22 protein-coding genes are annotated in these 23,177 nt (G+C 69.6%); 17 read left to right on the top strand and 5 right to left on the bottom strand.

Annotated features, from left to right (window positions below; translation table 11 throughout):
* The first annotated feature begins 288 nt into the window (after nucleotides 1–288).
* Nucleotides 289–621 carry a hypothetical protein gene (locus HV826_RS03230; RefSeq protein WP_176415532.1) on the top strand — a complete coding sequence of 111 codons (333 nt, stop codon included), beginning with the start codon at nucleotides 289–291 and terminating at the stop codon, nucleotides 619–621.
* 9 nt (nucleotides 622–630) lie between these two features.
* Here HV826_RS03230 and HV826_RS03235 read toward each other — a convergent pair whose 3' ends face one another.
* The gene (locus HV826_RS03235; protein ID WP_176415533.1) at nucleotides 631–2,808 is read right to left on the bottom strand and encodes an AAA family ATPase; all 2,178 of its coding nucleotides are present in this window, start codon (nucleotides 2,806–2,808) and stop codon (nucleotides 631–633) included.
* A gap of 152 nt (nucleotides 2,809–2,960) precedes the next feature.
* Here HV826_RS03235 and HV826_RS03240 point away from each other — a divergent pair, with 152 nt between their 5' ends.
* The 6 genes from HV826_RS03240 (at nucleotide 2,961) to HV826_RS03265 (ending at nucleotide 8,035) form a co-directional block, all read left to right on the top strand.
* A complete protein-coding gene (locus HV826_RS03240) occupies nucleotides 2,961–4,229 on the top strand; it encodes a CCA tRNA nucleotidyltransferase (protein ID WP_176415534.1) in 1,269 nt (422 codons plus the stop codon).
* 97 nt (nucleotides 4,230–4,326) lie between these two features.
* On the top strand, nucleotides 4,327–5,373 hold the full coding sequence (gene mnmA, locus HV826_RS03245) for a tRNA 2-thiouridine(34) synthase MnmA (protein WP_176415535.1): 1,047 nt from the start codon (nucleotides 4,327–4,329) through the stop codon (nucleotides 5,371–5,373).
* 28 nt (nucleotides 5,374–5,401) lie between these two features.
* Entirely contained in the window at nucleotides 5,402–6,184 is a 783-nt protein-coding gene (locus HV826_RS03250) for a hypothetical protein (RefSeq protein ID WP_176415536.1), read from the top strand.
* 67 nt (nucleotides 6,185–6,251) lie between these two features.
* Complete coding sequence (locus HV826_RS03255; protein ID WP_368670828.1) at nucleotides 6,252–6,641, top strand: integration host factor subunit beta; 390 nt, start codon at nucleotides 6,252–6,254, stop codon at nucleotides 6,639–6,641.
* A gap of 134 nt (nucleotides 6,642–6,775) precedes the next feature.
* Nucleotides 6,776–7,645 (top strand): SPOR domain-containing protein, encoded by an 870-nt coding sequence (locus HV826_RS03260; protein ID WP_176415538.1) that lies wholly within the window; start codon nucleotides 6,776–6,778, stop codon nucleotides 7,643–7,645.
* A gap of 27 nt (nucleotides 7,646–7,672) precedes the next feature.
* Entirely contained in the window at nucleotides 7,673–8,035 is a 363-nt protein-coding gene (locus tag HV826_RS03265) for a cupin domain-containing protein (RefSeq protein WP_011553533.1), read from the top strand.
* A gap of 24 nt (nucleotides 8,036–8,059) precedes the next feature.
* Here the strand turns inward: HV826_RS03265 and HV826_RS03270 are convergent, their stop codons facing one another.
* Entirely contained in the window at nucleotides 8,060–8,653 is a 594-nt protein-coding gene (locus HV826_RS03270; RefSeq protein ID WP_176415539.1) for a hypothetical protein, read from the bottom strand.
* A 93-nt stretch (nucleotides 8,654–8,746) separates the two neighbouring features.
* On the opposite strand from HV826_RS03270, the gene HV826_RS03275 reads away from it, so the two are divergent.
* From HV826_RS03275 to HV826_RS03315, 9 genes are all read left to right on the top strand, one after another.
* Nucleotides 8,747–8,926: a ribbon-helix-helix domain-containing protein gene (locus HV826_RS03275; protein ID WP_002640579.1), complete on the top strand. Its 180-nt coding sequence runs from the start codon at nucleotides 8,747–8,749 to the stop codon at nucleotides 8,924–8,926.
* A gap of 23 nt (nucleotides 8,927–8,949) precedes the next feature.
* The gene (locus HV826_RS03280) at nucleotides 8,950–9,909 is read left to right on the top strand and encodes a UDP-glucuronic acid decarboxylase family protein (protein ID WP_176415582.1); all 960 of its coding nucleotides are present in this window, start codon (nucleotides 8,950–8,952) and stop codon (nucleotides 9,907–9,909) included.
* A gap of 45 nt (nucleotides 9,910–9,954) precedes the next feature.
* Nucleotides 9,955–10,899, top strand: coding sequence for an NAD-dependent epimerase/dehydratase family protein (locus tag HV826_RS03285; protein ID WP_176415540.1), 945 nt, complete (start codon nucleotides 9,955–9,957; stop codon nucleotides 10,897–10,899).
* Between the two features lie 269 nt (nucleotides 10,900–11,168).
* Nucleotides 11,169–12,980: a translation elongation factor 4 gene (lepA, locus tag HV826_RS03290; protein WP_176415541.1), complete on the top strand. Its 1,812-nt coding sequence runs from the start codon at nucleotides 11,169–11,171 to the stop codon at nucleotides 12,978–12,980.
* A 3-nt stretch (nucleotides 12,981–12,983) separates the two neighbouring features.
* Nucleotides 12,984–14,240, top strand: a complete 1,257-nt coding sequence (gene lepB, locus HV826_RS03295; protein WP_176415542.1) for a signal peptidase I — start codon at nucleotides 12,984–12,986, stop codon at nucleotides 14,238–14,240.
* Nucleotides 14,241–14,325: 85 nt separating this feature from the next.
* Nucleotides 14,326–15,219: an aspartate carbamoyltransferase catalytic subunit gene (locus HV826_RS03300; RefSeq protein WP_176415543.1), complete on the top strand. Its 894-nt coding sequence runs from the start codon at nucleotides 14,326–14,328 to the stop codon at nucleotides 15,217–15,219.
* The gene (locus tag HV826_RS03305; RefSeq protein WP_176415544.1) at nucleotides 15,216–16,529 is read left to right on the top strand and encodes a dihydroorotase; all 1,314 of its coding nucleotides are present in this window, start codon (nucleotides 15,216–15,218) and stop codon (nucleotides 16,527–16,529) included. Before HV826_RS03300 ends, HV826_RS03305 begins: the two co-directional genes overlap by 4 nt.
* Entirely contained in the window at nucleotides 16,529–17,653 is a 1,125-nt protein-coding gene (carA, locus tag HV826_RS03310; protein ID WP_176415545.1) for a glutamine-hydrolyzing carbamoyl-phosphate synthase small subunit, read from the top strand. Before HV826_RS03305 ends, carA begins: the two co-directional genes overlap by 1 nt.
* A gap of 16 nt (nucleotides 17,654–17,669) precedes the next feature.
* Entirely contained in the window at nucleotides 17,670–18,335 is a 666-nt protein-coding gene (locus HV826_RS03315; RefSeq protein ID WP_176415583.1) for a hypothetical protein, read from the top strand.
* A gap of 57 nt (nucleotides 18,336–18,392) precedes the next feature.
* On the opposite strand, the gene pyk is transcribed toward HV826_RS03315, so the two are convergent.
* From pyk to HV826_RS03330, 3 genes are all read right to left on the bottom strand, one after another.
* Nucleotides 18,393–19,793: a pyruvate kinase gene (pyk, locus tag HV826_RS03320; protein ID WP_176415546.1), complete on the bottom strand. Its 1,401-nt coding sequence runs from the start codon at nucleotides 19,791–19,793 to the stop codon at nucleotides 18,393–18,395.
* A 148-nt stretch (nucleotides 19,794–19,941) separates the two neighbouring features.
* The gene (locus HV826_RS03325) at nucleotides 19,942–20,631 is read right to left on the bottom strand and encodes a bifunctional nuclease family protein (RefSeq protein WP_176415547.1); all 690 of its coding nucleotides are present in this window, start codon (nucleotides 20,629–20,631) and stop codon (nucleotides 19,942–19,944) included.
* Nucleotides 20,632–20,812: 181 nt separating this feature from the next.
* Nucleotides 20,813–21,187, bottom strand: coding sequence for a hypothetical protein (locus HV826_RS03330; RefSeq protein WP_176415548.1), 375 nt, complete (start codon nucleotides 21,185–21,187; stop codon nucleotides 20,813–20,815).
* Nucleotides 21,188–21,267: 80 nt separating this feature from the next.
* On the opposite strand from HV826_RS03330, the gene HV826_RS03335 reads away from it, so the two are divergent.
* Complete coding sequence (locus HV826_RS03335; protein WP_176415549.1) at nucleotides 21,268–23,088, top strand: long-chain fatty acid--CoA ligase; 1,821 nt, start codon at nucleotides 21,268–21,270, stop codon at nucleotides 23,086–23,088.
* Nucleotides 23,089–23,177 lie beyond the last annotated feature (89 nt).

Genomic DNA, 23,177 nt, shown 5'->3' on the forward strand with positions numbered 1-23,177 from the left:
CGGAGCGGACGGCCGTGGCGTTAGCACACCTGTGGCCGACCGCCCAGGACAGCCTGTCAAAGGGCTCGTGAGTGGATGTTACGCGGCGATAACCCAAGCGGTGCGTCCCCATGTCAACACGGCCCACGTCCATTCAATCCCGAGCCGCGCCCGCGCCTTTCAGGTATGTTGAAATCCTACCTGTCGAGGGGTCGGCATGACTTCCAGGGAGCACGCTTCTTCCTGGGCTGAAACAGGCTACTGCGGCAGGATGCGCGTGTCGTGCAACTTCACTGAGAGGATTTGCCCGTGCGAAACATCTCGGCTGTCGCGGTGTCCCTGGCTGCTGCTGGTTTCCTGGTGGCATGTGGCGAGGGCGTGGACCTGAATGAAGAGGGTGCAATCCCCACCGCCCCGGAAGCCGCGCAGGAGGCTGTCTCCGCGCCCGCCGAGGTGTCCGCGCAGGCGTGCACGACGCTGTACCGTCCCCGGGTTACCACCTACTGGACGTCCTTTCCCATTGAGCGGGAGGGGCAGGTGGGTCGGTGCACGACGGCCAGTGACTGTTCCGTGACGTGTGTGGGCGAGACGTCGCAGTACGCCATCAACGGCCAGTTCTTCTACTGCACCTACTGCCCCTGACGTGACGTCTCAGCGCTCCACGCAGGAAGCACCCGGCGCGGAGGCGCCTTCCGTCTGGCGGCAGCGCGACTCGGCCGCGCGAGCGTTCGCGGCCTCGTCGCCGCGCCCGGCGGCTTCGAGCAGCGCCGCCGCGCGGGCGTAGTGTCCAGCTGCCTGCCCCTTGGGCAGCAACTGTTCGTCCGCATGCGCGGCGGCGAGCAGGAAGGGAAGGGCGCGGTCCTCCTGCCCCGCCTCCATCCAGTGGTGCGCCAGGACGATGGCGGGCGCGCCGTCCCGCTCGAAGGCGCGCGCCAGCCGGCCGTGCAGGAAGCGAGCGGCGGAGTTGGACACGCTGGCGTGGACCGCTTCCAGGACCAGGTCGTGGGTGAAGCGCTCCGCCACGAGGAGCTGCGCGGACTCCAGCTCGGACAGCGCCGCGTGCAGCTCCGCCACGCTGACCTGGAGCACCTCGGGCGCCAATGCGGCCCGGAAGTGGAGGTCTGCTCGCGCCGCCAACTGCGCCGTGAGCCGGGCCAGGGGCGTGAGGCGCTCCAGGCGGCGTTGGATGAGCGGCCCCACTCGGCCCGGCGGTGGGAGCCTGCGCGGCCAGTCCCTGTGGAGGGCATCCGTTTCGATGAGGTGCTTCAGCGTCTCCATGATGTACAGCGGGTTGCCGCCCGTGTAGCGCGTCAGCGCCTCTGCGTGAGGTTCCGCGCCCGGAAGCTCCAGGCCCGCGAGCAGCTGCCGGACCTCTTCGAGCGCGAGCGGCCCCACCTCGATGACGCGCGCGAGCCCCGTGTCCACGAGCTTGCGTACGTTGGCTTCGGAGTAGGGCGGGAGCTCTCCCTTGCGGTAGCAGTCGATGAAGACGGGCGCGCGGGCCGGCGCTTCGTACTTCCGCTCCATCATCCGGGTCAGCGCGTACATGAACAGCTTCGCGCTGGCCTGGTCCCAGTACTGGACGTCGTCGACGACGATGACCTGGTCACCCGCGTGCAGCAGGGCCAGCGCCTCCGCGTGGGCCTCGTAGAAGCGCAGCTCGTCGGCCTCGGAGGCGAGCGGTGGCAGGGCGCTCCCATTGCCCAGCTCCGGCACGATGCGCGACAGCTCCGTGCGGACCCAATCCGGCATCACGATGTCGGGGCGCCGGGCCAGGTGGGCCCGGACCGCGCGCGTCTGGGAGGCATAGGGCACCTCCTGGTCGCCCGGGCGGGCTTCGATCCGGAACCACGCCCCCACGGACGCCGCGAACTCCTCGGCGAGGCGTGTCTTTCCGCTGCCCGCGTCTCCCACCACGAAGAGCAGCTGCCCCGCCTCCAGGCCTTCCTGGAGCTGGCGCAGGGCGTGCTGTCTGCCCGCGAGGACGGGCGGGCGCAGCACGCTCACGGGCAGGAGGGCTCGGGTGGGGTGGGGGGACGCGGTCCACGCCGCGGCCTTTTCGATGTCGCGCACCAGGGTGAGCGTCTCCTGCATGGGAGCGACGCCCAGGTCGTGAGACAGCGTGCTGCGAAGCCGGTCGAAGGCCGCGAGCGCCGCGCCCCGGTCACCCCGGAGGTAGTGCAGGCGGATGAGGTGACGGCCGGCCTGTTCGGACTCCGGCTCCTGCTGCACCCAGGCCTGGGTCAGGGCCAACGCGGCGGGCCAGTCACTCGCGTCCATGCGGCGTTGGACTTCGGCCTCGCGGGCATGGCGCACCCAGCCCTCGACGGCGGCGCGGGCCCCGTCCAGCCACCGTGACAGCTCGTCGCAGTCGTCGAAGCTCACCCCCGTCAGCAGGCCAACGTCCGTGCCCCGCAGCAGCGCCTGGAGGACATCAGGGGACAGGGGCGTGCCCGCGGCGCACTTCAGCCTCGCGAGGTCCAACGCGACGTCCGGCGACAGGCTCAGCCGTTGGGAGTCCCCGTCCACCAGGTCCGCGCCGCCGCAGCTCAGCCGGAGCCGGCGCAGCAGCTGGCGCATGTTGTTGCGCACGGCGGCGGGCGGCGAGTCCGGCCATAGCAGGTTCGACACGGCGGCCTTCGACGCGGGGCCCTCCATGCCCAGGTAGGCCAGGAGGGTGGCGGCTCGGCGGTCCAGCCTCACGCGCTGTCCGTCGGGGCCTTCCAGGTGGGCGTGGCCCAGGACCCGAGCGCTCCACCCAGGCAGCTTCACCTGGGCGACTCCGTCATGCGACTCCACTTCCGGCCTGTTCGACCCCATATCGAACATACGGAGCGGTGCCGGAAGCTGGTCTTGGGATAAAAGGTTTTCTTTGAATTGGTTGTGAGCGGTGTCGCCCGTCTCGGGGCTTGGAACGCGGGAGGCTGGCCGGTACAACACGCCCCTGGGGCCGCGGGCATGTCGTCCTGGCCCCGGCCGTCATGATCGCGAACCTCCACAACGCCGACATCCCCCAGCCCGTGCTGGACGTCATCGCGCGGCTGCGCGAACTGGGCCACGCCGTCTACCTGGTGGGCGGCTGCGTCCGGGACATGGTGCGCCAGGTCCACCCCAAGGACTTCGACGTGGCCACCAGCGCGCTGCCGCAAGAAGTCCAGGGCGCCTTCCGCAAGGTCATCCCCACGGGCATCCAGCACGGCACCGTCACCGTCCTGCAGAACGGCACGCACGTGGAGGTGACGACGTTCCGCTCGGAGGGGGACTACCTCGACGGCCGCCGGCCCAGCTCGGTGGCCTTCGAGCGCGACATCATCAAGGACCTGTCCCGGCGCGACTTCACCATCAACGCGATGGCCTACAACCCGCTGGACCGCGAGCTGGTGGACCCGTTCGGCGGACAGTCGGACCTCCAGGCGCAGCTCATCCGCTGCGTGGGCTCCGCGCTGGAGCGCTTCTCCGAGGACGGCCTGCGCCCCCTGCGCGCCGTGCGCTTCGCCGCGGTGCTCGGCTTCTCGCTCGATGCCGCGACCCGGGACGCCATCCCCGCCACGCTCAGCGTCTTCCGCAAGGTCGCGCTGGAGCGGGTGCGTGAGGAGCTGGTGAAGCTGCTCCTGTCACCCCGTGCGGAGCGCGGCCTGCAACTGCTCGCGGACACCGGGCTTTTGGACGTGTTCCTGCCGGAGCTGGCGCGCGCGGAAGCCCCGGCCGCCGCGTCCGCCCGGGCCGCGGTGCAGGCCTCGCCGCTGGAGGTGGAGGTCCGTGTCGCGGTGCTGCTGGCCGACCTGGTGGACCGCGCCCAGGCGCGCGACATTGGCCTGCGGCTGAAGTTCCCCAACAAGGTGGCGGACCTGGTGGCGCTGCTCGTTGAACACGCGAAGGCGGAGGCGCGGGTGGGGGCGCCGGACGCCGCGCTTCGCCGGCTCCTGGCCCGCCTGGGACCGCCGCGGCTTCCGTTGTGGGCAGCGGTCGTTCGTGCCCGGGTCGGGGTCCGCCAGCCGGAGGCGCTTCAGGAGGTGGAGGCGCTCATCGCTCGCGTGGAGGCGCTCGCCGCCGCGAAGCCTCCGTTGACGGCGAAGGACCTGGCGCTGACGGGAGGCGATATCATGGCCGCCCTGGGCGTGGGGCCGGCTCCCATCGTGGGCGAGGCCACCCGGTTCCTCGTCGAGTCCGTCCTGGATGAGCCGGGTTTGAACACGGCCGACGCCCTGCGGCAGCGGTTGCAGGCGTGGCACGCGCAGGCTGCTCGCTGAGCGGGCGGGCTGCGCGGCGTGACGGGTGTCGGGAAAGGACGCTCCCCGCGTCCTCCCCGCGTGCGCCCGGACGCGCGGGCGTGTAGGAAGGAGCACCATGCGAGTCGTCGTTGCGATGAGCGGCGGGGTGGATTCCTCGGCCGCTGCCGCCCTGCTCAAGGAGCAGGGCCACGAGGTCATCGGTATCACCCTGCGCGTCTGGTCCTACGAGGGCAAGGCGACGTGCGGGAGCTGCTGCAGCCCGGACGACATCGATGACGCGCGGGCCGTGGCCCAGACGCTGGGGATTCCCTTCTACGTGGCCAACGCGGAGGAGATCTTCCAGGACCGGGTCATCAACCCCTTCGTCCAGTCGTACCTGGGCGGGCGCACGCCCATCCCCTGCGTCGCCTGCAACCGGGACGTGAAGTTCAACTTCCTCCTCAAGCGCGCCCGCGCGCTCGGCGCCCGGCTGGCCACGGGGCACTACGCCCGCGTGGAGGAGGCGGACGGCCGCTTCGTCCTGCGCCGCGCCGTCGACGCCGCCAAGGACCAGAGCTACTTCCTCTTCACGCTCGGCCAGGACGAGCTGCGCGACCTCCTCTTCCCCGTGGGCGGCATGACGAAGGCGGAGGTCCGCGCCGTCGCGGAGCGGCACGGCCTGGTCACCAGCCACAAGCCGGAGAGCATGGAGATCTGCTTCGTGCCGGACGGCGACTACGCGGGCTTCGTGGAGAAGGTCGCCGGGCCGCAGCCGGCCGGAGACATCGTGGACACCGAGGGCAACGTGCTCGGCACCCACCAGGGCATCCACCGCTACACCGTGGGCCAGCGCAAGGGGCTCAACCTGGGCGGCGGCGAGGTTCGCTACGTGCACCGGCTGGAGCCGGAGACGCAGCGCGTGGTGGTGGGCCCCGCCGAGGGCACCGGCCGCGACAACTTCGGTCTGCTCCAACCCCACTGGGTGAACGGGCCGCCGCCGGCCAGTCAGCCGGTGGAGGTCCGAATCCGGCATCGCCACTCGGGCGCGCAGGGGCGGGTGCATGTCTCGCCGCACGGGCTCGTCTCCGTGAAGCTGGACGCGCCCGCGCGCGCCGTCACCCCCGGGCAGGCCGCGGTGGTCTACCATCAGGACCGCGTGCTCGGCGGTGGTTGGATTGTCTGACCCCGCGGTGCCTCGGAGGGTGCGGCACATGGCGCAGCGCCTCGTGGGATGTCTGATCGCGGTCGTCACCGTCTTCGTGGCCGCTGGCTGCAAGGAGCGCTCGGACAAACCCGTCGCGGGGCTGCTCGCCGCCGGTGCGCCGGTGCTGCGCGCGGAGGGCAAGCAGTGGCGGCCCATCGCCGTCGGCTCGCAGCTCTTGGGGCATGACGAGCTGAAGGCGACCGGCCCCGCGGTGCTGGAGTTCTTCGGCGGGGGCCTGCGCTTCCTGGAGAAGGGCGACACGCTGGAGGTGGGTGACGCGGACGAGGCGAAGCTCCATGGCGTCAACCTGCCGTCCCGCCACATTGTCGAGGGCACGCTCCAGGAGGCGCCGCGCCCGCTGCGCATCATCGCCGCGCGCTACACCCAGGTGCAGGTGACGCCCGCGAGCGCCCAGCAGGAGGACGCGTACAGCTCCAACGGCTACTTCGCCGCCTTCTTCACGCCCAACGGGCTGTCGCCCAACAAGGCCACCGACGAACCGCCGCGTGATGGCCCTCGCAAGCCGTTGCCGCCTCCGCCACTCCGCCCCCGCGTGCCCCACATCCACGCAGGCAACCTGGGCGAGGGCGGGCTGGTGGCCACCGTGGAGGACGGCTTCATCGTGGCGGAGACGGACGACCTGGCCTCCGCCGTGCTGCTGGAAGGGGGCGAGGTGCCCCTGGGCCGCACGGTGCGTCTGGTGGTGCCCGCCGGCGCGGAGGTCGTCCTTCGCACGCAGCAGGGGCGTGAAATTGAAGTCGAAGGCCCCGCGGACGTCCGGCTGCGGTGAGGGACGGGGAGGGCGGTTTGTCCTTCGGGGGCCCGCTTCGGTAGAGTCCGCGGTCGCCCAGCGGGAGGTGTGCATGACGCGCAGTGAGCTCATCGAGCGCATCGTGGAGCGTGCACCGCATGTTCCACGGCGTGAGGTAGAGGCCATCGTCCACGCCGTCTTCGAGCAGATGTCCCAGGCGCTGATCGCCGGAAGGCGAATCGAGCTGCGGGGCTTCGGCGTCTTCTGCGTCCGCGCGCGCCGGGCTCGCACGGGCCGCAACCCCAAGACGGGCCAGCGCGTGTCGGTGCCCGCGCGGCGCACGTTGTCCTTCGCCGCCGGCAAGGAGCTGCGGGAGCGGCTCAATGCCCCACCCGCCACGGCGGCTTCCCCCGCTTCGGACACACCCCCCGGCGAGGCGCTGTCGTCGCTGCCGCACGCCGCGGGGCCCCCGCTCTCCGTGCCCGTCACGGGTTGACGGTGCGGCCTGGAGTCGTTCCGCGAATTTGACCGACCCAGGGGTGGGGCGTACTTTGCCCTCCATGCCGTCGCTACAGGCCGCAACACGGATTTCGTGTGGCCGTCGCGACCGCGCCCGAGGACTTTCAAGCCATGCGTGATGCTCACCGGATGAAGGAGAAGTTCGACGTCTCGCTGGACAACCGGCAGATCGTCAGCCTGCTCATCGCCGGCATTGTCGTGATGGGCGCTGTCTTCGTGCTGGGGGTCGTCGTCGGCAAGAAGCTCGCGGGCAACGCGGATGCCGTGGCCGCGCCGGACCTGCTCTCCGCGTTGGATGCCAACGCGCAGGCGCTCCAGAATGTGCAGCAGGAGCAGCCGCTCACCTTCCCGGATGAGCTGACCCGCAAGGCCGTTGCCGAGCCGGTGGCGCCGCCGCCCCCCAAGCCCGCCGTCGCCAAGGCCCCGCCGCCGGCGGAGAAGCCGAAGCCGCCCGAGCCGAAGCCGGCCACCGCGCAGCGCCCGTCACTGGCGCCCACGCCGGACCCGGACACGGGGGAGCTGCCGCCAGAGGAGCCCGAGGCCGAGCCGGAGCGCGTCGTCGTCGCCGAGGCGCCCACGGCGCCGGTCCCCGCGAAGGCGGTCCCGGTGTCGGGCAAGGTGGAGGCGTCCGCCGTTCCCACGCGCACCACCACCACGGAGGGCGGCGGCTTGAAGGAGGCCATCGCCCGCGCCACCCAGCGGCCGGCGCAGCCCGCCTCGCCGCCCGCGCAGGCCGTGAAGGGTGGGGCGTTCACGCTCCAACTCTCAGCGTTCCAGGACCGGCAGGAAGCCGACCGCTTCGCCGCCCGGTTGCGTGATCGGGGCTATGCCCCCTATATCCTGACGGCCGAAGTGGCTGGCAAGGGGACGTGGTACCGCGTCCGCATGGGAAGCTTCGCCTCGCGGGATGCGGCCACCCGGTATCTGTCAGACTTCAAGCGTGAGACTTCGCTCGACGCATTCGTGGCCGGCACGAACTAGAGCGGGACGAGGAAGACGGAAAGCGCCATGACGACGACGAAGCGGGTGGAGAAGCCCTGGGGATATGAACTCATCTGGGCTCACACCGAACGCTACGTGGGCAAGCTGCTGCACGTGAAGCAGGGCCACAAGCTCAGCCTGCAGTTCCACAACCGCAAGGATGAGACCATCCACGTGCAGAGCGGCAAGCTGCTCTTCGTCGTCGACGAGGGCCAGGGGCTCATCGAGAAGGAGATGAACCCCGGTGAGAGCTACCACATCAAGCCGCTCACCAAGCACCGCATGGTGGCGCTGACCGACTGCGACATCCTCGAGGTCAGCACCCCGGAGCTGGACGACGTGGTCCGGCTCGAGGACGCCTACGGGCGCACCGGCACCAGCAACCCGTAGCCGCCGTCCACCGCGGCGGCCCGCCTACTCGCGGGCCGTGTTGTTCGGGTTGCGGGTCCACTTGTCCACCGCGCCGTCCCCGTCCAGGTCCTCGCCGATGCGGTCCACCTGGCCGCCCTCCCAGTACTCCCAGTAGTCGATGCGGCCGGCGCCGCGCGTGTCGCGCTCCTTGCGCACCAGCTTGCCGCCTTCGTAGTAGGTGAAGCTGTCCACGCGGCCGTCACCGTTGGTGTCGCGCTCGCGGCGCGTGTTGACGCCCTTCTCGTAGAAGTAGGTGGAGTCCACGCGGCCGTCGAAGTCCAGGTCCAGCGCCTCGCGCGCCTTGACGCCGCTCGCGTCGAAGTAGCGCGTCAGGTCCACGCGGCCGTCCCAGTTCAGGTCCAGCTCCTGGCGCACCTTCCGTCCGTCCACCGTGTAGGTCCACACGTCCGGGCGGCCGTCGCCGTTGGCGTCCTGCGGGGTGACCTCCTCGTTGGCCGCGCCTTCCGGGCGGATGGCCTCGCCGGCCTGCCGGCCCCTGGCCGCGCCGTCCTGCTCCGCCGACTTGCTGCTGGCACAGCCGGCCAGGGCACCCGAGGCCATGAAGCCCAGGAAAATCAACTGCTTGTAGCGTGGCATGGAGAACTCCCAGCGTCCGGGGCCGCCTGGCGACGTCATTCGCACGAGATGCTTTCGCGCGACACGTCATTTCATATATTTTCACATATCGCCATGGCCCGAAAGAAAGTCAGCACCACCATCTACATCACCCCGGAGCAGAACGAGCTCCTCAAGGCGCTGAACCAGAAGACGAAGGTGCCCGTGGCCGAGTACATCCGCCAAGGCATCGACCTGGTCCTGGAGAAGTACAAGGCGCAGCTGCCGGGGCAGTCGACGTTCGACGAGCTGTGAGAGAGAGGCGTGACGTGAAGAGCATGCGTGGCAAGCGGGTAGCGGTCCTGGGCGGCGCCGGCTTCGTCGGGTCGCACCTGTGTGAGCGTCTTCTGGATGACGGCGCGGCGGGGGTCATCGCCGTGGACAACCTCATCACCGGCAACGAAGAGAACCTGCGCACGCTGAACGGGCGGCCGGGCTTCTCCTTCGTGAAGGCGGACATCACCGAGCGCATCCCGGTGGAGGGGCCGCTGGACTACGTCTTCAACATGGCCTCGCCGGCCTCGCCCATCGACTACGCGCAGCTCCCGCTGGAGACGCTGCGCGTGGGCTCCATCGGCACGGAGAACGGGCTGAAGCTGGCGGAGGCGAACCAGGCGGTGTTCCTGATGGCCTCCACGTCGGAGGTGTACGGGGACCCGCTGGTGCATCCGCAGCGCGAGGACTACTGGGGCAACGTGAACCCCATCGGCCCCCGGTCCGTGTACGACGAGGCCAAGCGCTATTCGGAGGCCATCACCGCGGCCTACGGGCGCACCAAGGGCGTGCAGGTCCGCATCGTCCGCATCTTCAACACCTACGGCCCGCGCATGCGCCTCAATGACGGCCGCGTGGTGCCGGCCTTCGTGGGCCAGGCCCTCAAGGGCGAGGACTTCACCGTCTTCGGGGACGGCAGCCAGACGCGCTCGTTCTGTTACGTGAAGGACCTGGTGGACGGGCTGGTCCGGCTGATGCTGTCGGACGAGCCGAACCCGGTGAACATCGGCAACCCCCGGGAGATGACCATCCGTCAGTTCGCGGAGGCGGTGCGCACGGCGGCGGGCGGGGGGGGCACCATCATCGAGAAGCCGCTGCCCAAGGATGATCCGAAGCAGCGTCAGCCGGACATCACCCGGGCTCGGACGCTGCTGGGCTGGGAGCCGAAGGTGCCGCTGGAAGAGGGTCTTCGGGAGACCATTGCGTGGTTCCGAGAGGTTGCCGGCACGAAGCCCGCGGCATAGTTTGCCGGCGCGTCGTTGCTGCAAGCCCTGCAGGTGGGAGGTTGCGTGAAGGTCCTGGTGACAGGTGGCGCGGGCTTCATTGGCTCGCATGTGTGCGATGAGTTCCTGCGCGGTGGACACGAGGTCATCGCGTTGGATGACCTGTCCGGTGGCAAGCGGGAGAACCTGGACCCGCGCGTGCGCCTGGCGGTCCACGACATCCGCAGCCGCGAGGCGTCGGAGCTCATCAAGTCCGAGAAGCCCGACGTGCTCTGCCACCTGGCGGCGCAGATGGACGTGCGCCGCAGCGTGGATGACCCGAGCTTCGACGCGGACGTGAACATCCGCGGCATGCTCAACCTGCTGGAGGCCGCCCGCGTCTCCGGGGTGAGGAAGGTCATCTTCAGCTCCACCGGCGGCGCCATCTACGGCGAGCAGGACGTGTTCCCCGCGCCGGAGAGCCACCCCACGCGGCCCATCTCGCCCTACGGCGTCTCCAAGGCGTCCGGTGAGCTGTACCTGGGCTACTACCGGGCGCAGTACGGCCTGCCCTACGTGGCGCTCCGCTACGCCAACGTCTACGGCCCGCGGCAGAACCCGCACGGCGAGGCGGGCGTGGTGGCCATCTTCAGCCAGCGGCTCATCGCCAATCAGGGCTGCACCATCTTCGGCGAGGGCAAGCAGACCCGCGACTTCGTCTTCGGTCCGGACGTCGCCCGCGCCAACCGGCTGGCGTTCGAAAAGGACTACGTGGGCGCCATCAACATCGGCACGGGCGTGGAGACGGACATCAACCGCCTCTACGCGCTGCTGGCCGAGGCGGCGGGCTCCAGCGCCTCCGTCGCCCACGCGCCCGGCAAGCCGGGGGAGCAGCTGCGCTCCTGCATCGACCACGCGCTCGCCAGGCAGGTGCTTGGCTGGGAGCCGAGCGTCGACGTGCGCGAGGGCCTGCGCCGCACCATCGAGTACTTCCGTCAGAAGGCTGGCGCGCCCGCTCGCGCCCACGGCTGAGCGGCGTCCGGTGCCCCCGCTTCCATCCGAGGCGGGGGAGGGGGTCTCCCTCCCGCGAGCGTACCCGGGCCGGCCCTGAGGGCCGGGGACCGGGTGTGCCGGGAGGGGGCTCAGGGCTTGTTCCAGGGGCGTTCGCCCGGGACGGGCGCTGATGAATGGGGAACAAACAAGCTCCCCGGGTGGGTTGCTCATCGGGCGGACGCGTGCGCGTAGATTTTCGCGCGATTCCCTGTTACGCACGCCCGCTTCTTCCGACGAGCGCCCTGAACATGCCGGCTGAAAACGCGCACATTCGCAACTTCTGCATCATCGCCCACATCGACCATGGAAAGTCGACGCTGGCGGATCGTCTCCTCGACAAGACGGGGACCCTGACCAAGCGCGAGGCGCAAGCCCAGTTCCTCGACAACATGGACATCGAGCGCGAACGGGGCATCACCATCAAGGCCCAGTCCGTGCGGATGAACTACACCGCGAAGGACGGCAAGCAGTACGTCCTCAACCTCATCGACACGCCAGGACACGTCGACTTCGCTTACGAGGTCAGCCGCAGCCTGGCCGCGTGCGAAGGCGCGCTCCTGGTGGTGGATGCGACGCAGGGCGTGGAGGCCCAGACGCTGTCCAACGTCTACATGGCGCTGGACCACAACCTCGAAATCATCCCGGTCATCAACAAGATCGACCTGCCGAGCGCGGACGTGGACCGCACCCGCTCGGAGATTGAAGACGTCATCGGCATCGATGCGTCCGTCGCGGTGCCGTGCTCCGCCAAGGAGGGCATCGGCATCCAGGACATCCTGGAGTCCGTCGTCAAGACGGTGCCGCCGCCAAGCGGGTCCGCGGACGCGCCGCTCAAGGCGCTCATCTTCGACTCCTGGTACGACAACTACCGGGGCGTGGTGACGCTGGTGCGCGTGCTGGAAGGCACGCTCAAGCTGCGGCAGAAGATCAAGCTGTTCAGCAACAACAAGGTCTTCGAGGTCCAGGAGCTGGGCGTGTTCAGCCCGTTCTCCCGCCCGGTGACGCAGCTCATCGCGGGCGAGGTGGGCGTGCTCGTGGCCAACGTGAAGGAGCTGCAGGACGCCAAGGTCGGTGACACCGTCACCGAGGAGGCGCGTCCCACGTCCGAGCCCTTCCCTGGCTTCAAGGAAGTGAAGCCCATGGTGTTCTCCGGCATCTTCCCGGTGGACTCTGCGGACTACGAGAACCTGCGCGACGCGCTGGCGAAGCTGGTGCTCAACGACTCGGCGTTCACCTATGAGCCGGAGTCGTCCACCGCGCTGGGCTTCGGCTTCCGCTGCGGCTACCTGGGCCTGCTGCACATGGAGATCGTCCAGGAGCGCCTGGAGCGCGAGTACAACCTGAACCTCATCACCACCGCGCCCAGCGTGGTGTACCGCATCACCACCAGCAAGGGTGACACGCTGCTGGTGGACAACCCGGCCAAGCTGCCGCCGGTGCAGCACATCGAGAAGTTCGAGGAGCCCATCCTCACCTGCCACATCCACGTCCCCAACGACCACCTCGGCGCCATCCTCAAGCTGTGCCAGGAGCGCCGCGGCGTGCAGAAGGACATGAAGTACCTGGGCAGCAGCGGCCAGCGCGTGCAAGTGACGTACGAGATGCCGCTGGCGGAGGTCGTGTTCGACTTCTTCGACAAGCTCAAGAGCGTGTCGCGCGGCTACGCCAGCCTCGACTACGAGCTGGCCGGCTACATTGAATCTGACCTGGCCCGGCTGGACATCCTCATCAACGGGGACCCGGTGGACGCCCTCAGCGTCATCGTGCACCGCGAGCGCGCGTACCTGCGTGGCCGCGAGGTGTGCCAGAAGCTGAAGGAGGTCATCCCGAAGCAGATGTACGAGGTGGCCATCCAGGCGGCGATTGGCGCGAAGATCATCTCGCGTGAGACCATCTCCGCCATGCGCAAGAACGTGCTCGCCAAGTGCTACGGTGGTGACATCAGCCGCAAGCGCAAGCTCCTGGAGAAGCAGAAGGAGGGCAAGAAGCGCATGAAGCAGGTCGGAACGGTGGAGATTCCGCAGGAAGCCTTCCTCGCGGTCCTCAAGTCGGAGCAGTAGCCCATGAACGCGGCCATGCCTTCCGCCACCCCTCCCGCGAAGCTCTCCGAGGCGATGGCGGCCCGCCGCACGCCGGAGATGCTTCGCGCCCACCGTGGGCTGGTGTGGCGCGAGCGCCTCACCAGCCTCTGGGCGCCGCTGATCATCCTCGCGGTGTTGTACGTGCCGTACACGGTGCTCATCGAGTACTCGCGCGCCTCCGCCGCGTGGGCCCAGCCGGTGATGAAGGGGCTGGGGCTGCTGCTGGTCCTCTACTTCGTGGCCCTGCTGGTGTGGCGCAACGTCTCCCCCCGGGAGAAGGCGCTGCGCGGCGTGCGCCACGAGGCGAACGAGCTGCTGGAGGAGAACGAGCGCATCCTCCGCAAGCCCGGCGTGAGCGCGAAGGTGGCGGGGCCGGTGCTGGAGCGCATCGCCGAGCAGGCGCTGCGCGTGGAGCAGGCCTCCGCCGCGGGTGAGGCGGAAGCGCTGCGCACCGAGGTGAAGGGACTGGAGGCGCTGACCGCGCAGCACCTGGGCGCGTTCCGCAAGCAGTCCGCCATGGACTTCCTGGGTGGGTTCGGCAAGGCGCTGCTGGTGGCGCTGGTGTTCCGCACCTTCATCGTGGAGCCGTACCGCATCCCCTCCGGCTCCATGCTGCCCACGCTGGAGATTGGCGACCAGGTCTTCGTCAACAAGTTCATCTACGGCGTGCGCGTCCCGTTCCTCAACTTCGTGCCGTTCGTCATCGTCCGGCCGCCGGAGCGTGGGGACGTCATCGTCTTCAACAACCCGGTGAACGAGTCGGTGGACTACATCAAGCGCGTGGTCGGCGTGCCGGGCGACGTGGTGGAGTTCATCAACGGCGTCATCCACATCAACGGCCAGCCGCAGCGGCGCGAGCTCGTCGCCAACGCGTTCACCGTCCACAACATCACCGACGACGGGCGCTGGTACGACCAGCAGGAGACCCTCTACGAGGAGGACCTGTCCGGTGTGGCGCACGCCGCGCTGCAGACGCTGCCGCGCATGCCGCGCCGGGAAGGCCCCTACGAGGTCCCTCCGGGGCACGTCTTCGCCGTGGGTGACAACCGGGACAACAGCGCGGACAGCCGCCACGGCCTGGGCGTCACGGGCTACGGCAAGGCGGAGTACGTCCCCTACGGCCACATCAAGGGCAAGGCCATGGTGGTGTGGCTGTCGCTGGGCTACCACGGGCTGCTGCACGGCCTGTTCGGCGGCACGGGCCTGCGCGTGGATCGGTTCTTCGAACCGGTCCGTTGAGGCGCTCGCTGGGAGCAGGCAGGCGGCCGCGCCGCGCACGACGCTTGACGTGCCGCACGGCCCGGGGTACGCGGCGCCCCCGGCCATGAGACACCTGCTTGGAATCGAAGGCTGGCGCCGGGACGAGCTGGAGTCACTGCTCGACCGGGCGAAGGCACACCTCCCCGGCGCTCCCGACACCACCCACCTGCTTCGCGGCAAGGTGGTGGCGAACCTCTTCTTCGAGGACTCCACCCGGACCCGGACGTCGTTCCACATGGCGGCGAAGGGGTTGGGCGCCAGTGTGCTCAACTGGACGCACACCGGCTCCTCGGTGTCCAAGGGTGAGACGCTGCTGGACACCGCCCGCAACATCGAGGCGACGGGGCCGGTGGCCATCGTCATGCGTCACCGCTCGTCCGGAGCGCCGCACCTGGTGGCGAAGCACGTGAAGTGCGCCGTCATCAACGCGGGGGACGGCACGCACGAGCACCCCTCCCAGGCGCTGCTGGACGCCTTCACGCTGCGCCAGCGCTGGGGCTCGCTGGACGGGCGCACGGTGCTCATCGTGGGGGACGTGCTGCACAGCCGCGTGGCCCGCTCCAACCTGCACTGCCTCAAGGCGCTGGGCGCCCGGGTGGTGATGTGTGGACCGCCCACGCTGATGCCGCCGGGGCTGGCGTCGCTGGGCGCGGAGGTGACGCACAACCTGGACGCGGCGCTCCCGCACGCGGACGCGGTGATGTGCCTGCGCATCCAGTTGGAGCGGCAGGGGCAGGCGTTCCTGCCGTCCACGCGTGAATATGCACGGCTGTTCGGCCTCAGCGCGGCCCGCGAGGAGCGGATGAAGGCGGACGCGGTGGTGATGCATCCAGGCCCCATCAACCGGGGCGTGGAGCTGGCGCCAGCGGTGGCGGACGGGCCCCGCAGCGTCATCCTGGAGCAGGTGTCCAACGGCGTCGCCGTGCGGCGGGCCATCCTGGAGGTGTGTGCGGCATGAGCTCCACGGTGCTCTTCAGGCGGGGGCGTGTCATCGACCCGCGCAACGGAGTGGACGGCGTCCGCGACGTGCTGGTCCGCGACGGCAAGGTGGTGGAGGTGTCGGAGGCCCCGCTGCCGGTGCCCTCCAGCGCCGACGTGGTGGATGCCACCGGCAAGTGGGTGCTGCCGGGCTTCATCGACCTGCACGTCCACCTGCGCGAGCCGGGCGAGGAGGGCAAGGAGACGGTCCTCACCGGCTGCCGCGCCGCGGTGGCGGGCGGCTTCACCGCCGTGGTGGCCATGCCCAACACCAAGGTGGTCAACGACAACGCCATGGTGACGGAGCTGGTGCTGAACCGCGCCCGCGCCGCGGGCCTGTGCCACGTCTATCCCGCCGGGGCCATCACCAAGGGTCTCAAGGGCGAGGAGCTGGCGGAGATGGGCGAGCTGGTGTCCGCCGGCTGCGTGGCCATCACCGACGACGGCCGCCCGGTGATGAACGCGTCGCTGATGCGGCGCACGCTCCAGTACGCCACCCAGTTCGACGTGCCCGTCATGGTCCACGAGGAGGACCTGTCGCTGTCCGCGGGCGGCGCCATGCATGAGGGCACCACCTCCACGCGGCTGGGGCTGCGCGGCATCCCCGCTTCGGCGGAGGTGGCCATGGTGGCCAGGGATTTGGTGCTGCTGGAGGAGACGAAGGGGCGGCTGCACGTGGCGCACGTGTCCTGCGAGGGCAGCGTGCGGCTCATCCGCGAGGCGAAGCGGAGTGGCCTGCGCGTCACCTGCGAGGTGGCGCCGCACCACTTCATCCTGGATGACCGGGCGGTGGGGGACTACGACACCCACGCGAAGATGGCCCCGCCGCTGCGCGCGGACACCGACGTGCAGGCCCTGCGCGAGGCGCTGGTGGACGGGACGGTGGACGCCATCGCCACGGACCACGCGCCGCACGGGGTGCTGGACAAGCTGGTGGAGTTCGAGAAGGGCATCAACGGCATCGTGGGGCTGGAGACGGCGCTGGGGCTGACGCTGGAGCTGGTGCACGCGGGCGTGCTCACCGCGAACCGCGCGGTGGAGCTGCTGACGCACGGGCCGGCGAAGGCGTTCGGCCTGCCGGGCGGTCACCTGGCGCCTGGAGCGCCGGCGGACATCACGGTGGTGGACCCCGACGCGGAGTGGACGGTGGATGCGCACCAGTTTCATTCCCGCAGCCGGAACACACCGTTCCATGGCCGGCAGCAGAAGGGGCGCGTTATCCAGACGTGGGTCTCGGGCCACAAGGTGTTCGACACGGGCCAGGTCGGCCAGAGCAAGGAGTCGCGGTGATGACGAAGCGGGCAGTGCTCGCCCTGGCGGATGGCACCACGTTCGAAGGCCGCGCGTTTGGCGCGGTGGGCGAAACGGTGGGTGAGGTGGTGTTCAACACGACCATGTACGGCTACCAGGAGGTCCTCACGGACCCCTCGTACGTGGGCCAGATTGTCACCATGTCGTACCCGGAGATGGGCAACGTCGGCGCCAACCCGGAGGACGAGGAGGGCGCCCGGGTGCACGCGGTGGGCATGGTGGTGCGCGCCCTCAGCGAGCAGCCGTCCAACTGGCGCGCGAAGGAGTCGCTGGACGCGTACCTGAAGCGCAACGGCGTGGCCGGCATCGAGGGCATCGACACCCGCCGCCTGGTGCGTCACCTGCGCGAGCACGGCGCGCAGATGGGCGTCATCTCCAGCGAGGGCCTGTCTCTCGCGGCCCTGGTGGAGCGCGCCCGCACCGCGCGTGGCATGGAGGGCCTGGACCTGGCCACGGGCGTGTCCACGAAGGAGGCCTACACCTTCACCCAGCCCTCGCCGGACGTCTTCACCGGCCTGGGCGAGGTGCAGGCGCCAGCCGAGCCTCGCTTCGACGTGGTGGCCTACGACTACGGCCTGAAGAAGTCGATGCTGCACTTCCTGGTGGACGTGGGCTGCCGCGTGACGGTGGTGCCGGCCAACACCACGGCGGAGGAGGTGCTGGCGCGCAAGCCGAACGGCGTCTTCCTGGCCAACGGCCCTGGAGACCCGGCGGCGGTGAAGGGCGCGGACCGCACCGTGGCGGCGCTGCTGGGCAAGGTGCCGGTGTTCGGCATCTGCCTGGGGCACCAGATCATGGCGCTGGCCCTGGGGGGCCGGACGTACAAGATGAAGTTTGGCCACCGGGGCGGAAATCAGCCGGTGAAGGACCTCACGACGGGCAAGGTGGAAATCACCGCGCAGAACCACGGCTTCGCCGTGGATGACGCCAGCCTCAAGGGCCTGGCCGTCGTGACGCACATCAACCTCAACGACGGCACGGTGGAGGGCCTGGGGGTCCCGGACGCGCGGGCCTTCAGCGTGCAGTACCACCCCGAGGCCTCGCCCGGCCCCCATGACGCGCGCTATCTCTTCGGCAGGTTCGCGAAGCTGATGGCGGAGTAGGATGGCGCCACCGAATATGACCTCGTCGCTGTCACCGCTCTCCTATCAGCCGTATCTGGATCAGCTCATCGCCTTTGGCAGCGCCGAGTCGCGCAAGGAGGACCTGCTCCAGGCCAAGGCGGAGTACTTCCGTCTGACGGGCGAGGTCTTCGAGGACGACAAGCTCTTCGAGCTGCGGATGGCGTCCTTCCTGGACTACTACCTCTATGACCGCGTCTCGTCGCTGACGAACAAGACGCCGGCCACGGAGTTCTACGAGCAGCGCCTGGCCGGCTCCGCGCCCGAGGAGGCCAACGCCTTCCGGAGCTTCACGGAGACGGTCCACGGCCTCTTCGAGGTCCGCAAGCTGGGCAAGGGCGAGGTCCGTCTGCGCGAGCTGTACTCCGGCAAGGACTTCGACGTGACGGAGCGCCGCCACGTCGCGGGCCTGGAGACGGGGGACATCATCGAGGCGCGCCTCATCCCCTTCGGTGGGCACCTGCTGTTCTCCGCCGCGTTCTGCTACCACCCCCGCATGGCCGTGAAGGCCATCAAGGCGGAGGTGAAGCGCCGCAAGAAGAAGGAGCCGGACCGCACGCCCAACGAGCTGGTGTGGGAGTGCTCCCGCCGCGCGCTCAACGTGGAGCGCTACCGGCAGCTCGCCGTCGAGAAGATCTACGACTTCGAGCAGAAGGTCCTCTGAGCCCGCTGGCCGCGGCGCCCCGGTGACGGCACGTCCCGGGGCCCGTCGCTGGCTCGCTCAGACGCGGTGGATGCTCATCAGGTTGGTGTTGCCCGGGACGTTGAGCGGGACGCCGGCCACCACCACCACGGGCGTGCCGGGCGCGCAGAGCTTCTCCTTCCGGCACAGCTGCCGCACCTGGGTGAGCATGGCGTCGGTGGTGGAGACACGCGCCACCCGCAGGCCCGTCACGCCCCAGTAGAGCGCCATGCGATTCACGGCCGTCTCGCTCGGCGTGAGGGCGACGATGCGCGCGTGGGGCCGGAACTCGGAGATGATGCGCGCGGTGTGGCCGCTCTCCGTGTAGGCGACGATGGTGCCAATGCCCAGCTGCGTCGCCGCCGCCACGGCCGCCGCGGCCACGCCCGTGCCCAGATCTTCAGAGCGCTCGAAGGGGGAGGGGTGTTGGTGCTTCACCACGCCGCGCTCCGTCTCCTCCACGATGCACGCCATGGTGGACGCCGCCTCAATCGGGTACTTGCCCGCGGCCGTCTCGCCCGACAGCATGACGGCGTCCGCGCCGTCGAGGATGGCGTTGGCCACGTCGGACACCTCGGCGCGGGTGGGGCGCGCGTTGGCCACCATGCTCTCCAGCATCTCCGTGGCGACGATGACGATCCCGCCCATGCGGTTCACCGCGCTCACCATGTGCTTCTGGATGGCGGGCAGGCGCTCCAGCGGCATCTCCACGCCCAAATCGCCGCGCGCCACCATGATGCCGTCCGCTACGGCGGCGATCTCCTCCACGCGCTCCACCGCCTGGGGCTTTTCAATCTTCGCGATGAGGGGCGTCTTCAGCTTCGCCACGTGCGCGCGCGCCTTCTTGATGTCCTCGGGCGTGCGGACGAAGGACAGCGCCACGTAGTCCACGCCCACCTCCTGTCCGAAGGCCAGGTCCGCCGCGTCCTTTCGGGTAATCGTGGGCACCGACATGGGCGAGCCGGGCAGGTTGAGGCCCTTGTGATTCTTGAGCACCCCGCCCACCTCCACCCGGCACTGCACGTCCTGCCCGTGGACGCGCAGCACCCGCAGCCGCACGCGCCCGTCGTCCAGGAGGATTTCATGGCCCTTGGCCACGTCCTTCACCAGCGTCTTGATGGGGGTGGGGATGACGCCGTCCTGGCCCAGGACGTTGCGCGTCGTCACCGTGACGTCCTGGCCCTGCTTCACCAGCAGCTGCCCGCCTTCGAAGCGGCCCAGGCGAATCTTGGGCCCCTGGATGTCCTGGAGGATGGCCACCGGCGTGCCCAGGCGCTTGGCGACCTTGCGGATGATCTCCACCCGGCGTCGGTGCTCCTCGTGCGTGCCGTGTGAGAAGTTCAGCCGCGCCATGTTCATGCCCGCGCGGATCAACCCTTCGATGACCTCGGGCGTGTCCGAAGCGGGGCCCAGGGTGCAGATGATTTTCGCCTTGCGCATAGGGCCGCGCATCCTAGGCGGCCGGGGGCCCGGCTTGACAGCCTCGCGCCCGCGGGACTAACTCTTCTGCCGACGATGGCAGAGAGAGAAAGCCCGGCATCCCTGGGAGGGGGGGCCGGGCTTTCTTGCGAGTGCTTCTCGTCAGGACCTAGAGCTCGATTTCCTTGCCCGTGCCCAGCGGCGGCGTCTTGAGCATCGGGTGACCCGGCGGCAGGCCCTCCATGTCCATGTCGATGGGCGGCTCACTCGGGGCGCCCGGGGCAGGGAAGCCGGGCGCGTCCAGCGGGCCACTGCCGCCCACGCCGGGGCCTTCCTGCTGGAGCCCCTCGATTTCCTCGCGGGTGATGCCGGCCAGCGTCAGCACCTTGCGGGTGACGCGGATGCGGGCGTGGCTGGTGAGCGCCATGGCGATGGAGTCCGACGGCCGGGCGTCCAGCGTCATCTTCTTCTTGCCCTGCTCCAGGAAGACGCGGCCCGAGTAGACGTTGTCACGCAGGTCGTCGATGCGGACCTCCGTCACCTTGGCCCCCAGCTCCGTCACCACGTCGTCCAGGAGGTCCTGTGCGAGCGGCTGGGGCGGCTGGCGCTCCGCCAGCCGGAAGGCGATGGAGATGGCCGAGGCCTCGTCCACGAACACCGGGAGGACGATGCCCTTGTCCTTGGTGGCCAGGACCACGGCGTGGGCCTGGGCTTCCTCCAGTGGGACCACGTCCTGCACCTCGAGCTCGACCAACTCGGAGCAGGCCTTCGGGTCGTCTTCACCTTCGGTGACGCAGGGCTGGCCCTGTGCTCCTCCCAGGGCCGCCAGCGCTACCGGTGGGGTGAAGGCGGGAAACATCAGCAGCCCTCCGAGCGCCAGAAGCACGGCAGAGAGAGGTGCGACGAACAAAGTGGCGCGGTTGGGCGTTTTCACGCTTTTAAGCTACGCACCCGGCCATCTGCCGGGAGGGTTGCGCTCCAGGCCCGGTTACCCCCTGCTGCGTGGGGTGCTCCCCGGGCTGGAGGGCAGGCGGACAGGCTCAACGACGGTCGTCGTCGTCCTCGTCCTCGTCGTAGTCCTCCTCGTCGTCGACGTCCTCGTCCTCGTCCTCATCGAGGTCGTCGTCCTCCGAGTCGTCCTCGTCGTCGTCCTCGTCGTCTTCGTCGAGCATGTCCTCCAGGTCCTCGGACTCCAACGTCATGGACACGGCGAACCGCTTGTCGAGCGCGGCGATCTGCGCGCGCATCTCCGTGAGCGCTGCGACGAAGTCCTCCGTGAGGTTGGCGGGCGCCTTGGCGTCGCAATGCGGGCAGACGATTTTCTCAGTCCCTTCAATGAGGTCCTGAGCGTCCAGCTCGAAGCTCGCCTCGCACTTCTGGCAGGTGAAGTCGATGCTCATGGTCGAGCGCGGCATACAAAGCACTCCAACTAGCTGTCAACGTCCGAGACGTGGGGACATTGGTGCGGGGCCTTGCATCCGCTAGCGTTCAGGGCATGGACCTTCCCAAGACGGTGGTGCACGCGCTCCATGACCGGGCCGCGCAGCAGGAGCAGCGCCCGGCCCTGTGGACGCGCCGTGGGGGCGCCTATGCGCCCACCTCGTGGTTTGAATATGCGCAGCGGGTGCGGCGCTTCGCCCTGGGCCTGCATGCGCTGGGGGTGGGTGCGGGCCAGCCGGTGGGAATCCTGAGCTTCAACCGCGAGGAGTGGCACGTCGCTGACCTGGCGGCCATCGCCATGGGGGGCGTCCCTGTCGGTCTCTACACCACCAGCGCCCCGGAGCAGCTGGAGTACATCCTGGGGCACTGCGAGGCCACGCTCCTGTTGGTGGAGAACGCGCAGCACCTGCGCACCGCCCTGGCCCTGCGTGAGCGGCTGCCGAAGCTGCGCCACGTCGTCATCATCGACGCGCCCACGGTGCTCCCGGAGGGGGTGCTGCGCTACGCGGACGTCATGGCCCTGGGCACCGGCGCGGACGAGAAGCCCTACTGGGACAGCGTCCACGCCCTGAAGCCGGAGGCCATGGGCACGCTCATCTACACCTCCGGCACCACCGGCCACCCCAAGGGGGTGATGCTCAGCCACCACAACCTGGTGTGGACGGCGAAGCAGCTCTCGGACTCGGTGACGTTCGGCCGGCCTGACGCGTCCTCGCTCGTGTCGTACCTGCCGCTGTCGCACATCGCCGAGCAGATCATCTCCCTCCACAGCCCCTTGTTGAGCGCGGTGCAGGTGTACTTCGCGGCGTCGGTGGACACGATGCCGCAGAGCCTGCGGGAGGTGCGCCCCTCGTTCTTCTTCGGCGTGCCGCGCGTGTGGGAGAAGTTCAAGGCGAAGGCGGAGGAGGGATTGGCCTCGCAGCCGCCCTCGAAGCGCCGGGTGGTGGCCTGGGCCCGCCACGTCGCCTCGGAGCGGCATGCGCGGGTGATGCACCACCAGAGCGTCCCGATGACGCTGGAGGCCCAGTATCTGCTCGCCAGGAAGCTCGTCTTCGCCCCCCTGAAGGAGCGCATCGGCATGGAGCGGGTGTCCTTCTTCGCCACGGCGGCGGCGCCCATCGGTCGGGACGTGCTGGACTTCTTCGCCTCCATCGACATGGTCATCCACGAGGTGTGGGGCATGACGGAGGTGACGGGCCCTGGCACGGTGAACACCGAGTCCCACACGCGGCTGGGCTCCGTGGGCCGGGCGATGATGGGAGTGGAGCTGCGCATCGCGGACGACGGCGAGCTGCTGGTGCGCGGCGGCAACGTCTGCATGGGGTACTACAAGAACCCGGAGGCCACCGCCGAGCTGCTGGCGGACGGGTGGCTGCACTCCGGTGACGTGGGCCAGCTGGACGCGGACGGCTACGTCCAGATCACCGGCCGCAAGAAGGACATCATCGTCACCTCGGGCGGGAAGAAGACGTCGCCCTCCAACATCGAGGAGCTGCTCAAGGCCTTGCCCGGAGTGGGGCAGGCGGTGGTGCTGGGCGAGCGCCGCAACTTCCTGGTGGCCCTGTTGACGCTGGACGCGGAGAAGGCGCGGACCCTGGCCAAGGCGCAGGGGTGGCCAGAGGGCGCGGCCCAGCTCGCGGAGGACGCCCGCCTGCGTCAGTTCCTCCAGGAGCGCGTGGAGCGCGACGTGAATCCGAAGCTGTCCCGCTTCGAGACCATCAAGCGCTTCGCGGTGCTGCCCAAGGACTTCTCCGTGGAGGGCGGCGAGCTGACGCCGAAGCTGAGCGTGCGCCGCAACGTGGTGGCGGAGAAGTACGCCGGCCTCGTGGAGTCGCTCTACGACGAGTCCCCACGGGGCGGGTCGCGGACGGGCTGAGCGCGCCGTCGCCGCGGGAAAAGCGAAAGGGGCGGGGAACCTCGCGGTTCCTCGCCCCATCGTGCTTCAAGCCCACGCGAGCCGCGCGG

This window comes from Myxococcus sp. AM010 (assembly GCF_013372585.1).
Taxonomy (GTDB): domain Bacteria; phylum Myxococcota; class Myxococcia; order Myxococcales; family Myxococcaceae; genus Myxococcus; species Myxococcus vastator.